The organism is Sinorhizobium sp. 6-70 (assembly GCF_030124375.1).
Classification (GTDB): domain Bacteria; phylum Pseudomonadota; class Alphaproteobacteria; order Rhizobiales; family Rhizobiaceae; genus Sinorhizobium.
This window is the reverse complement of record NZ_JASKLS010000001.1, coordinates 722,138-738,580: the sequence shown is the minus strand read 5'-3', so window position 1 is coordinate 738,580 and position 16,443 is coordinate 722,138. Positions and strand designations below refer to the sequence as shown.

General features: G+C 62.5%; 15 protein-coding genes and 2 pseudogenes. 11 read left to right on the top strand and 6 right to left on the bottom strand.

Annotated elements, in window-relative coordinates; translation table 11 throughout:
- The first annotated feature begins 30 nt into the window (after positions 1-30).
- Entirely contained in the window at positions 31-960 is a 930-nt protein-coding gene (locus QN222_RS03655) for a DMT family transporter (RefSeq protein ID WP_283963296.1), read from the top strand.
- 762 nt (positions 961-1,722) lie between these two features.
- On the opposite strand, the gene QN222_RS03650 is transcribed toward QN222_RS03655, so the two are convergent.
- Positions 1,723-1,893, bottom strand: coding sequence for a hypothetical protein (locus QN222_RS03650; RefSeq protein WP_283963295.1), 171 nt, complete (start codon positions 1,891-1,893; stop codon positions 1,723-1,725).
- 235 nt (positions 1,894-2,128) lie between these two features.
- Positions 2,129-2,626, bottom strand: a complete 498-nt coding sequence (locus QN222_RS03645) for a MarR family transcriptional regulator (protein ID WP_283963294.1) — start codon at positions 2,624-2,626, stop codon at positions 2,129-2,131.
- A gap of 270 nt (positions 2,627-2,896) precedes the next feature.
- On the opposite strand from QN222_RS03645, the gene QN222_RS03640 reads away from it, so the two are divergent.
- The 3 genes from QN222_RS03640 (at position 2,897) to QN222_RS03630 (ending at position 6,094) form a co-directional block, all read left to right on the top strand.
- On the top strand, positions 2,897-4,339 hold the full coding sequence (locus tag QN222_RS03640; protein WP_283963293.1) for an amidohydrolase family protein: 1,443 nt from the start codon (positions 2,897-2,899) through the stop codon (positions 4,337-4,339).
- A gap of 148 nt (positions 4,340-4,487) precedes the next feature.
- Complete coding sequence (locus QN222_RS03635) at positions 4,488-5,546, top strand: AI-2E family transporter (RefSeq protein ID WP_283963292.1); 1,059 nt, start codon at positions 4,488-4,490, stop codon at positions 5,544-5,546.
- A 119-nt stretch (positions 5,547-5,665) separates the two neighbouring features.
- Positions 5,666-6,094 carry a GFA family protein gene (locus QN222_RS03630; protein ID WP_283963291.1) on the top strand — a complete coding sequence of 143 codons (429 nt, stop codon included), beginning with the start codon at positions 5,666-5,668 and terminating at the stop codon, positions 6,092-6,094.
- A gap of 17 nt (positions 6,095-6,111) precedes the next feature.
- Here the strand turns inward: QN222_RS03630 and QN222_RS03625 are convergent, their stop codons facing one another.
- A complete protein-coding gene (locus tag QN222_RS03625; protein ID WP_283963290.1) occupies positions 6,112-7,101 on the bottom strand; it encodes a zinc-dependent alcohol dehydrogenase family protein in 990 nt (329 codons plus the stop codon).
- Between the two features lie 102 nt (positions 7,102-7,203).
- Between QN222_RS03625 and QN222_RS03620 the strand changes: the two genes are divergently transcribed.
- Entirely contained in the window at positions 7,204-8,130 is a 927-nt protein-coding gene (locus QN222_RS03620; protein ID WP_283963289.1) for a LysR family transcriptional regulator, read from the top strand.
- 283 nt (positions 8,131-8,413) lie between these two features.
- Here QN222_RS03620 and QN222_RS03615 read toward each other — a convergent pair whose 3' ends face one another.
- Positions 8,414-8,908, bottom strand: coding sequence for a peptidylprolyl isomerase (locus QN222_RS03615; RefSeq protein ID WP_283963288.1), 495 nt, complete (start codon positions 8,906-8,908; stop codon positions 8,414-8,416).
- Between the two features lie 14 nt (positions 8,909-8,922).
- Here QN222_RS03615 and QN222_RS03610 point away from each other — a divergent pair.
- From QN222_RS03610 to QN222_RS03600, 3 genes and pseudogenes are all read left to right on the top strand, one after another.
- A pseudogene (locus QN222_RS03610) lies at positions 8,923-9,695 on the top strand (DUF3604 domain-containing protein); the annotation flags it as partial.
- Positions 9,696-9,909: 214 nt separating this feature from the next.
- On the top strand, positions 9,910-10,701 hold the full coding sequence (locus QN222_RS03605; RefSeq protein WP_283963287.1) for a hypothetical protein: 792 nt from the start codon (positions 9,910-9,912) through the stop codon (positions 10,699-10,701).
- Between the two features lie 99 nt (positions 10,702-10,800).
- Positions 10,801-11,424, top strand: coding sequence for a hypothetical protein (locus tag QN222_RS03600; protein WP_283963286.1), 624 nt, complete (start codon positions 10,801-10,803; stop codon positions 11,422-11,424).
- A gap of 37 nt (positions 11,425-11,461) precedes the next feature.
- Here QN222_RS03600 and QN222_RS03595 read toward each other — a convergent pair whose 3' ends face one another.
- Positions 11,462-12,289, bottom strand: coding sequence for a nickel-binding protein (locus tag QN222_RS03595; RefSeq protein WP_283963285.1), 828 nt, complete (start codon positions 12,287-12,289; stop codon positions 11,462-11,464).
- Positions 12,290-12,562: 273 nt separating this feature from the next.
- Between QN222_RS03595 and QN222_RS03590 the strand changes: the two genes are divergently transcribed.
- The 3 genes from QN222_RS03590 to QN222_RS03580 all read left to right on the top strand — a co-directional run bounded on the left by QN222_RS03590 (position 12,563) and on the right by QN222_RS03580 (position 16,134).
- Positions 12,563-14,119: an FAD-dependent monooxygenase gene (locus QN222_RS03590; protein WP_284005228.1), complete on the top strand. Its 1,557-nt coding sequence runs from the start codon at positions 12,563-12,565 to the stop codon at positions 14,117-14,119.
- A gap of 238 nt (positions 14,120-14,357) precedes the next feature.
- A complete protein-coding gene (locus tag QN222_RS03585) occupies positions 14,358-15,269 on the top strand; it encodes a PhzF family phenazine biosynthesis protein (RefSeq protein WP_283965956.1) in 912 nt (303 codons plus the stop codon).
- Positions 15,270-15,324: 55 nt separating this feature from the next.
- Entirely contained in the window at positions 15,325-16,134 is an 810-nt protein-coding gene (locus QN222_RS03580) for an endonuclease/exonuclease/phosphatase family protein (protein ID WP_283965955.1), read from the top strand.
- Positions 16,135-16,280: 146 nt separating this feature from the next.
- Here the strand turns inward: QN222_RS03580 and QN222_RS03575 are convergent.
- Positions 16,281-16,403: pseudogene (locus QN222_RS03575) on the bottom strand (OsmC family peroxiredoxin); the annotation flags it as partial.
- Positions 16,404-16,443 lie beyond the last annotated feature (40 nt).

The window sequence follows — 16,443 nt, the reverse complement described above, 5'->3', positions numbered from 1 at the left end:
ACTGCTGCCGGCAGAAACGGACCCCAATCTATGAGTGAAGCTGTCGTCACGGCCCCGTGCCGCCCGAGGAGGGGAAGCTCGGCCGTTCTCATCCTGGTCATCCTCGAAGCGGCTCTGGTGATTTCCTGGAGCGCCGGCTTTGTCGGCATCCGGTTTGCGATCGACCACGCGCCGATCTTCCTGATCCTTTTGTGGCGAAGCCTGGTCTCAGGACTGCTCTTGCTTCCCTTCGCACTCACCACGGGGCCGGCGATCCGGTGGAAAGACGCCTTGTCGCAGATGCTGTTCGGCGCATTGGCGATGTCCGGTTACCTCGCCGGGTTCGCGCTTGCGATCTCCTACGGCGTGCCGACGGGCCTCGTCGCCCTCATTGCCGACATGCTGCCGCTGGCGGTAGCGCTATTGTCCTGGCCGGTGCTCGGGCAGGCGTTGACCGCGCGCCAGTGGCTCGGCTCCATCCTCGGCATGGCCGGCGTGTTGATCGCCTCTGGCTGGTCGCTCAATATGGGCGACGTACCGCTCTGGGCCTATGGCCTGCCTGTCCTCGGCACGCTTTCGCTCGCAATGGCAACGCTGTTGCAGAAACGCAGTCCGACCAATTCCATGCCCGTCTACCAGAGCCTGTGCATCCAATGCCTTGCGGCGGCCGCGATCTTTGCCGTGTTCGCCTGGCACGAAGGAGGCATTCTCCCCGTGCTCGACACGGGCTTTATCGGCGGCATTCTCTGGCTCGTCTTCGTCGCGACTTTCGGCGCATGGAGCCTCTATTACATCGCGCTTCGCAAATCCTCTCCGGCCCGGGTTACCGCGATCCTCTATCTCAGCCCGCCGGTGACGATGATCTGGGCCTGGGTGATGTTCGGCGAACCCTTGTCCTTTGCGATGGCCGGCGGACTGATCGTTTCGCTGATCGGCATTATCATCGTCGCGCGATCGCAAAAGCCGGCTCATGCGGCATAGGCAACCGGCTCCGTCCAACGAGGCCCCGAGAGCTAAGACCTACCGCCTCCGTGCACAGCAACGACGCCAAGTGCGGGTGTGCGTGTCGTGAGGTTGCGAAGTCAAGGGACTACGTCTTCATCGAATATGGGAAGAGGTGAGCGGCCACTCCGACGGGTGGGCACGCCAGGTTGCGATTACCCCTAAAATGTTACTGGAAAACGAGAAAAAATCTGGCAGGTTGTAGCCATATTGTTAAGTGGTTTTAGAACGTTTTCAGGGCCCACTTCCCCGGAGGTGGGCTTCTTTCATTCTTTCGCATGATAGCTCTCGTCGCCTCGAACAGCGAGCACGCTGGCGTAGGTAACTCCATTGCCGACGCAAGCACGGGTTGATCTAGCCCCATCGGTTAGTAGACAAATCGGCCAATTCTGGCACGATTGGGTCGCCAACATAATTGGCGTCAAACTCAGGGCCCGCCGGTTTCCCGATCATTCCAAATGGCGGGCTCCTTTTCACCCAACTTCCGCGGCGCAAACGCAGACGAGCTTCGGCACGGCCAGCTCTCGCGCAATAATCCTTATAGGCTAGTAGACATGCAATTTTAGTTTGGCAAAATGATTCGGCTACAACTTTGTAGCGTCATACCATTACCCATTCCTTTTCAGTAGCAATTTAGAGCAGAGCCCCTGAGAGATGACTGGGGGCTCTGTTTGCTAACGCGTTGGGGTTAAATCTGCCGATGGCTTGATAGATGCTTGTCCACGCCGGAGGGGCTGTCACTCATCTTTTGGCGGTAGTGGGGCCGCCTTCCAGGAAGGCTACGACCTCGGCCTGCATGTCGAGGCACAGGTTCTGGTATTCGAGCAACAGTTCCTGCCGTAGCGGATACTCGTTGCGCAAGCTTTCAATGGCCCCTGAAGCAAGAGCATAGGCCTCGAACAGGTCTTCCATTTCCCGGTCCTTGAGGGCACGAAGCTGCTGTCGATGACGTGGTAGAGCCAATGCGAGTCTGGCTCTTCCGTTGCGCACTAGAGACATTGCCGCAATCCGGCAGTGCCCGCCGCATTGCGGACACTGCTGCTGTTCGGTGTGACGTGTACGCCGACCTCGGATAAAGGACGACCTCCTATAAATACCGAAGCTCACACTTTGTTCCGCGGCATGGAAGGAACGGCCGATCGGCCGGTTACGGCTTGCCCTGTGCGGCGCGCATCAGGTTGTCGCGCAGTCTCGCCACGCTTTGCTGTACCTCGTCAAAGTCTTCTCCGAGCCCGGTGGCGTCCGTCAACGACGCGCCGGGATCGGCATCTGCAAGGCTGCGGCCGGCGGGTGTCAGGCTCACCCGAACCTGCCGCTCGTCTTCCGGGTCGCGGCGACGGCTGATGAGGCCGATCTGCTCGAGCTTCTTGAGGATCGGCGTCAACGTGTTGGATTCGAGGAACATCTTTTCACCGAGCTCGCCGACCGTCTGGTCGTCCTTCTCCGAGAGTGCCACCAGGGCGATGTACTGGGTGTAGGTGAGGCCAAGCTCATCCAGGAGCGGCTTGTAGGCGCGGCCGAAGGCAAGATTTGCCGAGTAGATCGCGAAGCACAGAAAATTCGCCAGTTTCGGTTTTTCCTTGCCCACTTGCGGGTGAGCGGTCGTGGCCGCACCCGGCTTCTTTGCTGTCTGGGAAGGGGTCATGAGCATATCCAATCCGCTTTCTTTGCTGTCGGGTCTTATATAAATCGGATCCGATTATATCGCAATGGTGTTGACGCGGGTTCGAGCAATCTGTAGCAAGCGCCGCGGCGATCGGAGCGTCAGAAGCCTCCATGGGCGCGCCCAAAACAGTCGTGATGCTCGATCGGACAAAACATCACGCGTCAGTGTTGCCGGCTCTGGTGGATTCCGCGCGAGTACAATGTTAGATTGCTGGCCGTCTTCTTGCAGCACGCAAGTGAGGGGGATGCCATGCTTCGGTTAGGCAGGAAGTATCAACACCTTGCTCACGGCGCCGGTTGCGGGTGCTCCAGTCCCGTTCTCCAACAAGCCTCACGTCGTCTCGATGCGTTTTCGCGACGGAACTTTCTCGCGGGGGCCGGAGCGGCGGCAATCGCCGGGGTGGTGCCCGGGGCATCCTTCGCTCAGGCGTCAGGACAGGCCTCCAAGGTTTTCTTCAGCAAGGCCCGGCTCTTCGATGGCAAGTCCGATTCACTGCGGGCAGGGGTTCAGATCCTGATCGAGGGCAACCGGATCGCGTCGATCGATACGGCCAACAACGATCCGCCGTCCGATGCAACCGTCATAGATTGCGGCGATCGCGTTCTGATGCCAGGCATGATCGATGCGCACTGGCACACGTTGTATGCAGCGGTTCCTTTGGCGGTCATAGCGACCGGCGATCCCGGCTTCGTCTTCTCCGCGTCCACGGCTGAAGCCGAGCGGACCCTCATGCGCGGCTTTACCACCGTACGCGACCTGGGCAGTCCGGTCTTTTCCTTCAAGCAAGCGATCGACAGCGGTGTCATACCTGGTCCCCGCATCTTTCCGTCAGGTGCGATGATCACCACCTCCGGCGGGCATGGCGACCTTCGCATGCCGAGCGAGATTCCGCCCGACTCCGGGCGGCTCAGCGTGAGCGAGCTGGTGGGCGCCGCAGCGATCGCCGACAGCATCGGAGGCTTGAAGCAACGCGTACGGGAGCAACTGCTCCAGGGCGCCTCGCAGGTCAAAATCGTAGGGGGCGGCGGTGTGTCGTCTCCGCGCAGTCCGCTCGACATGTCCACGTTCAGCGAGGAAGAGCTCCGTGCGGCGATCGACGTTGCCCGGGACTGGAACACCTACGTCACCGTTCATGCCTATGCCCCGAACACCGTCCAGCGCGCCATCGCGGCGGGAGCGGCCTGCATCGAGCACGCCCATCTGATGGACGAAGAGACCGCAAGGATCATGGCCGACAAGGGGGTCTGGCTCAGCACCCAGCCTTTCCTGTCGACGGAGGATGTCGCCCAGCAGACAGGACCATCCGCCGAACGGATGCTGCAGGTCTTCGCCGGGACTCCGAAGATCTACGATTTTATTCGGAAGCACGGGATCAAGGCGGCGTGGGGGTCGGATATCCTGTTCTCGCCTGAAGTAACGCCGCGCCAGGGCATCATGCTGACCCATCTCAGCAACTGGTACACAAACGCCGAAACGCTGCGGATGGCGACATCGGTCAATGCGGAGCTGCTTGCACTTTCCAATCTTCGCACACCCTATACCGGCAAACTGGGTGTCATAGAGGAAGGCGCGTTCGCGGACATGCTGGTTCTGGATGGCAATCCGCTCGAGGACATTCACCTGATCGAAGACCCGGCAAAGAACCTGGTCGTCATCATGAAAGATGGCAGGATCCACAAGAACACGCTGTGAGCTGTCACGCGCTCTCGTTCCTTTGCATCTGGCGCTCCATCGGTGACCGCCGCAGCCGGTGCGTCCTTTCGACATGCGGTACGCCTCCGGGAGAGCGATCGCCCTGACGTCGCGACAGACGAGTGGAATTATCTGGAAGGTGGAGAGCGTGCGGGCCGCAGGATCCAAGGCAATTTACACCACCCAAATTCTGATCGCGGCTGTGCTCTTCGTCGCGATGCTTTCGGTGGCGAGCTCGGTTTTTGCCCCAGTTGCTTTCGCGCTGTTCATCATTGCGCTGGTTTGGCCGGTGCAGCGCCGGCTGCAGGTCGTGCTCCCTCACTATCTGGCGTTCGTCATCAGCTTCCTGCTGGTCGTGCTAGCCTTCCTCGCATTCGGCTGGCTCATAGCCTGGGCATTCGGGCAGGTCGGCCGGTGGATCATCGCGGATGCCGCGCGTTTTCAGCAGTTCTATGACGACGTTCGCCTCTGGCTCGAGGAACGTGGCGTCGTCGTTGCCGTACTTTGGTCGGATAACTTCGGCGTTGGCTGGATTCTGCGTACGGTACAGACGGTAAGCGGCCGCCTTAACAGCACTTTCAGTTTCTGGCTGATCGCTCTCGTCTATGTCCTGCTCGGGCTGATGGAGGTCGAGGCGTTCGAGCGCAGGATCGGGGCGCTGCGAAACCGGACCGCCAGTGCATTGCTTCTTCATGGCAGCCGACTAACCGCCTTGAAGATCCGCCGCTACATGATGATCAGGACGGCGATGAGCGTTGTCACCGGGCTTCTGGTCTGGCTTTTCGCCCGCGCCGTCGGGCTGTATCTCGCCGAGGAGTGGGGCTTCATTGCGTTCGCTCTCAACTACATCCCGTTTCTCGGACCGCTCTTCGCCACCCTGTTCCCGACGCTGTTTGCCCTTATCCAGTTCGGCACCGCGGAAAGCGTCTTGCTGGTCTTCGTGGGACTGAATCTCATTCAGTTCGTTGTGAGCAGTTATGTCGAGCCACGAGTCGCAGGCAGCGCGCTGTCCGTTTCACCCGTCATTGTCCTGTTTTCCGTTCTGTTATGGGGCTATCTCTGGGGCGTCTTCGGCGCCTTCATCGGGGTGCCCATAACGATCGCGCTGTTGACCTTCTGCAGCCAGCATCCGTCCAGCAAGTGGGTTTCGGAATTGTTGGGCGAGGATGTGGACGCCGATCAAGCCGTTCCGACGCCGAGGGCTTGAAGCGGCGATCGTCGCCCGCGACTGACGCCCGCATGGCGAGGTTGGAAACAAGCGGGCTGACCCGGTTGCCGACCCGGGCCCGCGTCATGTAGCCTGCCGGCCGAAGACAGGAGGAGGCCATGGCTGACGCGAGTTTCGGCACCGCCCGGATGCTGACCGGCAGATGCCTGTGCGGGGCAATTGAATACCGGGTGGCGGACCGGTTCGAATATGCGATGAACTGCCATTGCTCGAATTGCCGGCGGGCCACCGGTTCGGCCTTCAAGCCGTTCGCCGGCGTCAAGCGCGGCGACCTCAGCCTCGTTCGGGGCGAAGACGCGCGCCTGATCTTTGGCGATGAGGGCGAGGCACACGACGTCCACTGTGCCGCCTGCGGCTCGTTGCTTTATTCCGTCGTGCGCGAGGGCGCCTATGCGCATGTGACGCTCGGCACGCTCGTCGACGCACCGGCGATCCGGCCCTCGGCGCATATCTTCGTCGGATCGAAGGCGGAATGGTTTGAGATCACCGACGACCTGCCGCAATACGAGTGTTTTCCCGACGATTGAGGCGCGCCGCCGCGCGATCAGACCGTCACGACGATCTTGCCGAACTGTTCGTTCGACTCGAGAAAGCGATGCGCATCGACGATCTCTTCGAGCGGAAAGGTCCTGGCGATCACCGGCCGGAGCGAACCGTCCATCAGCCCGTCCAGGATGAAGGCCTTGGCGAGGTCCAGCCGTGCCGGATCGCCGATGATCTCGTGGACGATATAGCCGCGCAGCGTCAGGCTCTTGCTCAATGCGGCAAAGAGCGGGAAGGGCGTGGGCTCGGGGCTCAGGCCGCCATATTCGATCAGGATGCCGCCGCGTGACATCGCGGCCGTCAGCGGCTCGAAGGCCGGGCCGCCGACAGCGTCGAACACCACGCGCACGCCGGCCGGGCCGGCGATCTCTGCCAGTCGGGCTCCCAGATCCTCCTCGACGGAAGCGATGACATGAGCGGCGCCGAATTCGATGAGGGCCTGCTTCTTGCCGGAGGTCCGCGTGACGGCGATCGGGGTGGCGCCAACCCTGTTGGCAATCGAGATCGCGGCGAGCCCGACGCTGCTCGATGCGGCGGTGATGACGACGAAGTCTCCCCGGCGCAGTCCGGCGATGTCGATCAGCGCGCCATAGGCAGTGAGATAGGGCATCCAGACGGCGGCCGCCGCTTCGAAGCCGAGCGATGGCGGGTGCTTGACGACGAGCCTCGCCGGAAAATTGCCAAGCTCGCCATAGGCGGGCCAGCGGACCATCGACGGCGGCGGGACGACGCTGACGGCGTCGCCCGGTGCGAAACCCTCCACGCCTTCGCCGAGGGCTTCGACGATGCCTGCCGCCTCGAGGCCGAGACCGGAGGGCAGGGTGGGCGTCTCGATATAGGCGCCGGCGCGGATCAGCGCCTCGGCCCGATTGAGGCCAAGCGCCTTGACCCGGATTTGGACCTCGCCCGGGCCAGGCGCGGGAACATCGACGTCCTCGATGCGCAGGACTTCGGGACCACCAAGCTCATGAAAGCGGACGACACGGACCATCGGCACAACTCCAAAACAATTGAACTGAATGAGCTATGCCAACGCGCTCTTGGCGGATAAATAGCTTGATGTGCAGGACAGTAGAAACCCGGAGTTTTGAATATGGATCGCCTCGCGAGCATGGCCGTCTTCGTCAAAGCCGTCGACCTCGGCTCGTTTGCGGCTGCCGCGAGCGCGCTCGAACTGTCTGGACCGATGGTCGGCAAGCACGTCCGCTTCCTCGAGGAGCGGCTCGGCGTACGCCTCCTCAACCGCACGACGCGGCGCCAGAGCCTGACGGACTTCGGGCGCGCCTATTACGAGCGCTGCCGCGTGGTGCTTGCCGAAGCCGAGGCCGCGGATGCGCTCGCGGCCGACCACCTTTCCGAGCCGCGCGGACGGCTCCGGGTCACGATGCCGGCGCTGTTCGGCCGGTGCTGTGTCGTCCCCATCCTCCTCAAGCTTGCCGAGCGACATCCGGCGCTCGAACTCGACCTGTCGTTCAGCGATGGCTTCGCCGACCTCGCGGGCGATGGCTACGACCTCGCAATCCGCAGCCTTGGGGCGGGCAGCGGCAATCTCGGCGACCGCACCGGGACGATCATGCGCCGCATCGCGCGCCATCACATGGTCGTCTGCGGCTCGCCATCCTATCTCGACCGGCACGGCCGGCCACGGCTGATCGAGGATCTCGGCAGCCACCAGGGCATCATCTACAGCCGGTCAGGCCGTGTTCACCCCTGGCTGTTCCCGCGCGACGATGGGGCTCCGGCGGAGGTGACGCCGCTCAACCGCCTGCGCCTCGACGATCTCGATGCGATCGCCGATGCCGCCGTCACCGGCATGGGGCTTGCCTGGCTTCCCGGCTGGCTCGTCCGCAAGCGCATTGAGGCGGGCGCGCTCGTGCCGTTGCTGTCCGACCAGCCCGGGCTGCACTACGACAACTATGCGCTCTGGCTGCAGACGCCGCATCTGCCGCTGAAGGTGCGATTTGCGGTCGATGCGCTGGCGGCCCAGTTGCCCAAGTTCATGACGCGAGCGGGGAGTTGATGAAGACAAGCGGCCTACAGCGCCGCGCGTCTTATCGGACGCGCAAAGGTCGCTGTAGCACTTTTGAATTGCTGCATGTCTTTGTCCTTAAATCGAGGTCGATTTAAGGACAAAGACATGCAGCAGGCGCTGATCACGAACCCCTTGACATGCTTCAATGAAAGCGGCTCAGAGGTCAAAGGCACTCGGCTTTTTCCGTGGTTTGGTACACTATAAGCGATAGCAAAAAAACGAAATACATCAGATTTTCACGCGTATCCGGTATTGTTGCGGGTGCGCCGCTTCATCGACCCGATGAGTGCCGCAACATTTCAAATCTTCTGTTTGTCTTTATCCTTGACTGGTTCAGTTCCCAGGGACGCTGTGACGGAAGCGACAGCATTCGCGAAGCTACATTGACGAGATCCGTTTGAACGTGATCCGTGCCTGAACCCATCCCTCGGTCGCCCTCCTCGGCCGCAGGCGCAAGCGCGTCGGACGCGGCAAGCCTTACCAGCAGCCGCTGGGCGTCGGCCGCGGCATCACTTCGCTTGCGACGGTCGAAGAAGATATGCTCGAAGGAAACCCGGCCCGGCCGGACGAACTTCTCCCGATGAGCATCGTAGAACGCCCGCAGTTCGCCTTCCGTCGGCTCGGCAATCCGCGCGGTGCCCTCGATCAGAAAGGTCATTTTCTGCGCGAGCCGGCGGCGCACGACGGTATCGTCCGCGTCGAGGCCGAGTTCCCGCGCCTCGCGGGCCAGCAGCTCTTCCTTGAGATCTAGGACGAGGCCGCGCAACTCCTCGCGAGACGGTTGAGGAGGACAATTTCTTCGGCAAGACCGTGCCGCAGGAGCCGAGCCCGCGCCGGATGATGGAGGCGTTTGTCGACAATCCCAAGACCGGCGTGAAAGTCATGGACTGGGAGGTTTCCGCCTCCGGCTATGCGGCGGTCTGGGCGAGCGAAAATACCCGTGAATCCTTGTGGGACGCGATGGAGCGCAAGGAGACCTATGCCACCACGGGCCCCGCATGATCGTGCGCTTCTTCGGCGGCTGGGATTTCGTGCAGCAGGATGCCGAGAATCGCCTGCCGGCGCAGGTCGGTTATAGCAAGGGCGTGCCGATGGGTGGGGACCTCCGCGCGGCGCCGGGAGGCAAGGCACCGACGTTCCTTGTTGCCGCGTTGAAGGATCCGATCGGGGCGAACCTCGACCGCTACCAGATCGTCAAGGGTTGGCTCGACAAGGATGGCAACCTGCACGAGAAAATTTATGACGTCGCCTGGTCCGGCGATCGCAAGCCGGGCGGCGACGGCAAGCTTCCACCGGTCGGCAATACCGTGGACGAGGCGAACGCGACCTGGACCAACACGATCGGCGCCCCAGAACTCATCGCAGTCTGGACGGACCCGGAGTTCGACGCCACCCAGTCTGCCTTCTACTACGGCCGGGTGATCGAGATTCCGACGCCGCGCTGGACCGCCTATGATGCAAAGCGATTCGGCGTGAGGCCGTTACCGGGCACGTCGATGACCGTCACGGAGCGGGCCTACACGTCGCCGATCTGGTACAGGCCGGCACAGTAGCTATTGCAAATAGGCAGGAGTGCACGGCAACGATCCTCTGTCTGGCGCAGCCCGTCGCCTCCGACGGGAGGTGATACGGCAAAGCGCTATCCGCGCGCCGATCTGGACGATGGTGCGAGAAAACAATTGGCAGAATCTGTGCGTTCGACCATGATCAAACCTGGGAAGTGGTAGTGGGGCCGACTGCTTAAGCAAGATCCATTGGAGGGGAACGATGAAACTTGGCTTTGCTTTTGCTCTGACCTGTGTCGCAGGTGTTCTGCACGCCGGGAGCGCCATTGCTGCCGACATTTACTCGCCGGTTGCGCCAGCGGCGAAGCAGGTTGAGACCGAGCAGGGATGGACCTTTACCATCGCTCCTTATTTCTGGATGGCGGGAATATCGGGGGATGCCGGGGTGTTCGGGCTGCCGCCGACCGAGGTGGATGCGAGTTTCAGCGATATCTTCGACCATCTTGACTTTGGCGCCATGGCGATCGCGGAAGCGCGCTACGACCGTTACAGCATCTTTGCCGATTTCATCTATGCAAAGATTTCCGGGGAGAAAGGCACGCCGCTCGGCATTCTGGCTTCGAATGTCGAGGTCTCAACAGAGACATTCGCGGGTCTGCTCGGCGCGGGCTACGCGCTCATCGATGACAGTTCCGGCCGTCTGGAGGTCGTCGGCGGTGCCAGGGTATGGTCAGTCGACACCGAAGTCTCCCTCAACGGGGGTATCCGCGGTGGAGTTTCGCGCAGCGATGGCGCGACATGGGTGGATGCCGTGGGCGGCCTGCGCGCGACCTATTCGATCACGCCTGAGATCTATTTGACCGGGTGGGGGCTTGTTGGTGCTGGCGGAGCCGACATCGACTGGGACGTTGCAGCGACGATAGGTTACCGTTTCAGCGATCGATTTTCGGCAGTGGCAGGCTATCGGGCCCTGGGCGTCGATTATAGTAACGACGGATTCGTCTTCGATGTCGTACAGCAGGGTCCGATTCTCGGGCTTGTGCTGCGCTTCTAGAGCCCGCTTTCAAGTGGAATCACTTGAAGCGGATAAGATGCTCCCGAATCAACGTGCGAGAGCGTCCTTTGTGCGTTCGCTTGAACGCACGGCGCTCCAATGCCACAAAGGGCCTGCGCGGCACAACATCAGGATTGCAGCCTCCGCTGTGGCCATCGCCGCAGCTATCGCTTTGCCAATCGAGCGTTTTGGCGCGATCGTCGCACAGGCTATAAGGAAGAGGTTGGGGGTGGCCGCTTGCCGATGTCCAGGTCACAAAATGCCTTCGTCTATCTATTTCTTCTTATCGCTCAATCCGTAGCCGCATTTCTCTTGTTGTGGCTGGTATTTCCAATCTTCTACAACCTGGTAACCAATCTCGGTCAGGAACAGGACATAGCTCCATCCACTCAGATTTCCGTAATTGCCGGTGCTATTGTTCTCCAGGCGTGCTATTGGGCAAGGCTGCATTGGGTCGATGTCAAAGCCCCGTTCCACAACATCTTTGTTGCGCATCTCTTGTTTTTTGTCGGTCGCTTGAGTTTCTTGTTCGGCGGGGCATTTTTTTCCGCGATTTTCTTCAGGCATTTGCCTGAGTTGGCCGTGTTTCCTCCATTTGGACAAGCACTCATCAAGGCGCTTGGGGTCGGGGCTGTCTTATTCGGACTGTTCTGTTACTCACTCGAGTTGGATCGGCTTGGAAAGGCGATCGAGGGGCCGCCGCGCGGCAGCCCGCCAGACTAATGCGCGCGACGTAATTTTGAGCCAATTCGGCTCAAAATTATCGTTTTCCAGACCCTGCCGGGGCGCATTCGAATGCGGCAACGGGCCGGGAAAAGCCTTTGAGCCGCCGACGTTTCATCGCGCTGAAGGCGTCAGGGCTGCCAAGCTCGCGGTAGACATTCTCCGAAACAAGGGTCTGGTCCGCGGCGGCAGCCGAACACAGGCGGGCCGCGAGTTGTACGGTGGTGCCGAAGAGGTCGTTGCTGTCCTCGACCGGCTCTCCGCTATCGATGCCGATGCGGATGTGGATCGGTTCGGCGTTTCCGCTGTTGTAGCGCTGGAAATCCCGGTGGATCGCGGTGGCGCACTCAACGGCGTGCTTCGTCGACGCGAAGGACGCCATGATCCCGTCGCCGGTGTGCTTCACCTCGCGCCCGCCAAGGTCGTTCAGGCACCTGCGCACGATCGAATCGTGTGCCCTCACCAGTTCAGTGGCCATGCGGTCGCCGAGGCGCGCCGTCATTTCCGTGGAGCCGACAATATCGGTGAACATGATGGCGCGATGCCCGCAGTCGCTATTGTCCTGCGGATGGTCCGCGGGCGGCTCCGGATCCTGGATGCGACCGAGGAAAGCCTCGACCGCCGAAAGCGCGACCTCGACGATCTCGCCGGCAACATGGCCATGCGCCTCGCGATGCACGCACTGGGCGGTTTCCTTGTCCGGGGCGTCGACGAGGCAGAAAGTGGTGCCTCGCTGCTGGTCGAACCAGTAGGTGAGGAATTTTACGCCGTACTGGTCCTGGATTTCGAGATCCTTGCGATGCGCCTCTGCGACATCGGCCGCCGTGTACCCCTTGAGGTCATGCCGGTCCATGAAGATGGCCATTATCGCCCCCGTTACTACCTCATCTCGCGCCTGCAGTTTATGTGTGATCCCATTGTTGAGCAATCGCTAAAGTCCCGAGTGTCGCTCAGCCGCGGCGAGACTCGTTGCTTGCGGGTGCGTGGAGTGCCACCGTGCCTTGCCGTCTGATCACGGTACACGACAGTGGCCTACTGCTGCCCCGCCGGCTACGGTACAGCAAGGCATCTCATCCCATCCTCATCTCTATACTTGTCACAGTTGCCAACCAGCCCAAGTCCTTGGAAGGTAGGTTCGATGAAGACTTCCGAGACTGAGGTTCTGATCGTCGGCGCCGGGCCCACGGGGCTCGTCCTGGCGCTGTGGCTGAAGCGGCTCGGCGTCGATTTGAAGATCATCGACAAGGCGGCCGCGCCGGGCGAGACCTCGCGGGCGATCGCGGTGCAGGCGCGCACGCTCGAATTCTACCGCCAGTTCGGCATCGCCGACGACGTGTTGGCGGCCGGCATCCGAGTGGAGCGGCTGGCGGTGCGCACGCCCTCGGGGACCGCCGCAACGTTGAAGCTCGGAGATTTCGGCGCCGGGCTCAGCCCCTATCCCTTCGCCTTCGCGCTGCCGCAGGACATCCACGAGCGCATCCTGATCGACCATCTTGAAAAGGCAGGCGCTGCCGTCGAGCGACGGGCCGAACTCGTCGGCTTCGAGCAGGATGCCGCGGGCGTGAGCGCGACCGTCATGAAGGACGGCGAGACCGAGGTCATCCGGGCCGCTTTTCTCTGTGGCGCGGACGGCGCAAGCAGCACGGTGCGCCACGGCCTGAAGCTCGGCTTTCCGGGCGGCACCTACGAGCAGTGCTTTTATGTCGCCGACGTCGAGGCGAGGAATGCTCCGAACGGTCTCAACGTCTGCCTCGATACGCACGGCTTCGCGATCGTTCTGCCGGTGCGCCAGTCGGGCTCGGTGCGGCTGATCGGCGTCGTGCCGGGCGACCATGCGGCGAGCGAGGCGATAGGCTTCGAGACGATCCGCGCCGAAGTCGAGCGGATCACCGGTGTCACCGTCAAGGCGGTCAACTGGTTCTCGACCTATCGGCTGCACCACCGGGTTGCCGAGCATTTTCGCGTGGGCCGGGTATTCCTTGCCGGTGACGCCGGCCATATCCACAGCCCGGCCGGCGGGCAGGGCATGAACACCGGCATCGGCGATGCGGTGAACCTCGGCTGGAAGCTCGCCGCCGTCCTCGGCGGGCGCGGGGACCCGCGGGTGCTCAACAGCTACGAACCGGAGCGGATCGTGTTTGCCCGGCGGCTGATCAAGACCACGGACCAGGTGTTCCGGGTGATCACCAGCCGCTCGGCGCTCGTCGGCCTCTGGCGGCGCTACCTCCTGCCGAAGATGATCGCGCTCCTCGTCGCGAACAGGGCGGGCGCGCGGCTTGCCTTCAGGACGGTGTCGCAGATCGGCATCGCCTATGGGAATAGCATCCTCAGCCGCGGCGCGGCCGGACGCGTGCGCGGCGGCGATCGGCTGCCCTACGTCGAGGGGCTGGTTCATGTCGACGGGTCGGCGGGCGACAACTTCGCGCCGCTTTGCTCGCTCGACTGGCAAATCCACGTCTATGGCGCGGCAAGCCCGACCTTCCGCGCGGCGCTGGCTGCGACCGGGATTCCGATCCACGCCTTCGCCTGGACGCCGGCCGCGGGAGAGGTGGGCCTGACGCGCGACGCCGCCTATCTGCTGCGCCCGGACGGCCACGTGGCGGTCGCGATTGAAGCGCAAGACCCGGCAGCTTTGCTAAGCTATATCGAGGAGTTCGCCATCAAGATTGATACAGCGGCGCGCGGACCGCAGTGAGGCGCCTGTTCGCGCGCAATTTTGCCTTGCCGCGCGCGCGATGGCATTGCAAGGTCTGTGGTGGAGCGCCGCGATGCCTGCGGATGACTTCGTGTGTGCGACACGATACTGAAATGCGCGTGATTTCCTTCGCAGGGCCGGTCGGTTCTCCATAACTGTAGCATTTTGAATTTCTGCATGATTTTCTGCTTGAATCGTTCCGATTTAGGAAAACATGCGGTACCGGCGAGGGGGATGAATGACACGGCGCTACGCGATCTACGATGTCTTCACCGAGAAGCGTCTGGAGGGCAATCCTCTCGCCGTAGTGTTCGATGGCGACGACCTGAGCGACGGCGCCATGCAGGCGATTGCCCAGGAATTCAATCTTTCGGAAACGGTGTTCGTGCAGCGGCCGGGAAGTGCGGCCCATTCGGCGCGGCTGAAGATTTTCACGCCCGTGCATGAACTGCCCTTTGCCGGCCATCCGACCGTCGGCGCCGCCGTGGCGTTGGCGGAAGCCAGCCATGGCGACTACGGCAAGCCGCTCGACCTGATGCAGGTGCTCGAGGAACGGGTGGGTCCGGTGCGCTCGGCGGTGCGGCTGAAGCCGGGGGAGGCGACCTTTGCCGAGTTCGACCTGCCGCGCAAGCCGGGCCGGCTCGACGCGCGCTTCGACAAGCAGGCGATCGCCGACGCACTGAGCCTGAAGGCAACGCAGATCGGCTTCGAGAACCACGTGATCTCGTTCTGGACCGCAGGCGTGCCCTTCGTCATGGTGCCGCTGCACGACGTCGGCGCGGTGGCGGCGGTAGAATTCGACGCGCAACGCTGGGAGCAGCTTGCACCGCTGGCCGAGGGCAGGCTGGCCGGCGCCTATCTCTACTGCCGTGGCGGCGTCAACCACATGGCGCGCTTCCACGCCCGCATGTTCAATGCCGAGATGCGGGAGGATCCGGCGACCGGCTCGGCGGTCGCTGCCCTTGCCGGCGCCATCAACCTCTTCGACGAGTTGGTCGACGGGCACCATCCGATCCTAATAGAGCAGGGGGTGGAGATGGGGCGGCCGTCCTTCATCCATCTCCATCTCGACGTAGCCGGCCGCAAGATCGCGACCGCCCGCATCGGCGGGCATGCGGTCAAGGTCGCTGGCGGCGAGCTGGCGGTCTGATTTTCCTCTCACAGCAAGGCGCGGGCTCATCGGTGCGCTGAAGGAGCAAAAGGGCATGGCATTGCGCATAGTTTCGCTGAATGCGTGGGGCGGCCGGGTGTATGCGCCGCTGATCCGCTATCTCGCGGAGATCGACCCGGATGTGCTCTGCCTGCAGGAGGTGACGCGTACGGCCGGCTCCAAGGCGGACTGGCTGGTCTACCGGGATCGCGGGCTCGAACTGCCGCAGCGCGCCAATCTCTTCGACGCGATCGCCGCCGTGCTTCCGGGGCATGACGGGTTCTTTTGCCCGACTGCGAGGGGCGAGCTCTCCGACGGCGAGGATGTGGTTCTCTCCGAGTTCGGGCTCGCGACCTTCGTGCGCAAGTCCTTGCCGGTCATCGGCCAGGCGCTCGACTTCGTCCATGGCGGCTTTTCGGCCGACGGCTGGGGCGCGCATCCACGCGCGCGAAACGCCCATTGCCTGCGGCTGATGAACTACGAGGACGGCTTCACCATTACCGTTGCCCATATGCATGGCCTGCGCGACATTGCCGGCAAAGAGGACACGCCGGCACGCCGGGCACAGGCGGAGGCACTGGTGCGCCTGGTGGAGCGGGTCCGGCACGAGAACGAGCGGCTGGTCGTCTGCGGCGACTTCAACGTCCTGCCGGGAAGCGAGACCTTCGACGTGCTGGGAAAGCTCGGGCTTACCGATCTCGTGACGTCACGCGGCTTCACGGATACCCGGACCTCTTACTATGAAAAGGACAACCGCTTCGCCGACTACCTGCTGGTGACGCCAGAGGTGAAGGTGCTCCGCTTCGACGTGGTCGACAAGCAGGAAGTTTCCGACCATCGGGCGCTGCTCGCCGAAGTGGGGTAGGCGAGCGGCGGGCGAGAGCGCCGCATGTCCTTTCGGGTGCGGCACGGGTATATGACAGCGGCCACTACGCTTCGGTTGCGGTGCAGTAAGGCTTTGCGTCCGGCCCTTATTCCTGTGTTCGTCACAGCAAGGAGGAGCGCGGGGCGGCCTTGCCCGCGGCCGCCCGCCTTGCCCTCCGGCCGATCGACCACGACCATGTGGCTGCTGCCCCAGCCGATCGCCGCCTCCGTGCCTTCGATATTGCGCAATTCAACCGTCATGGACGCCATTTTTTGCTCCTCCAGAACGCCGGCCCGCTGAACGCGGTCT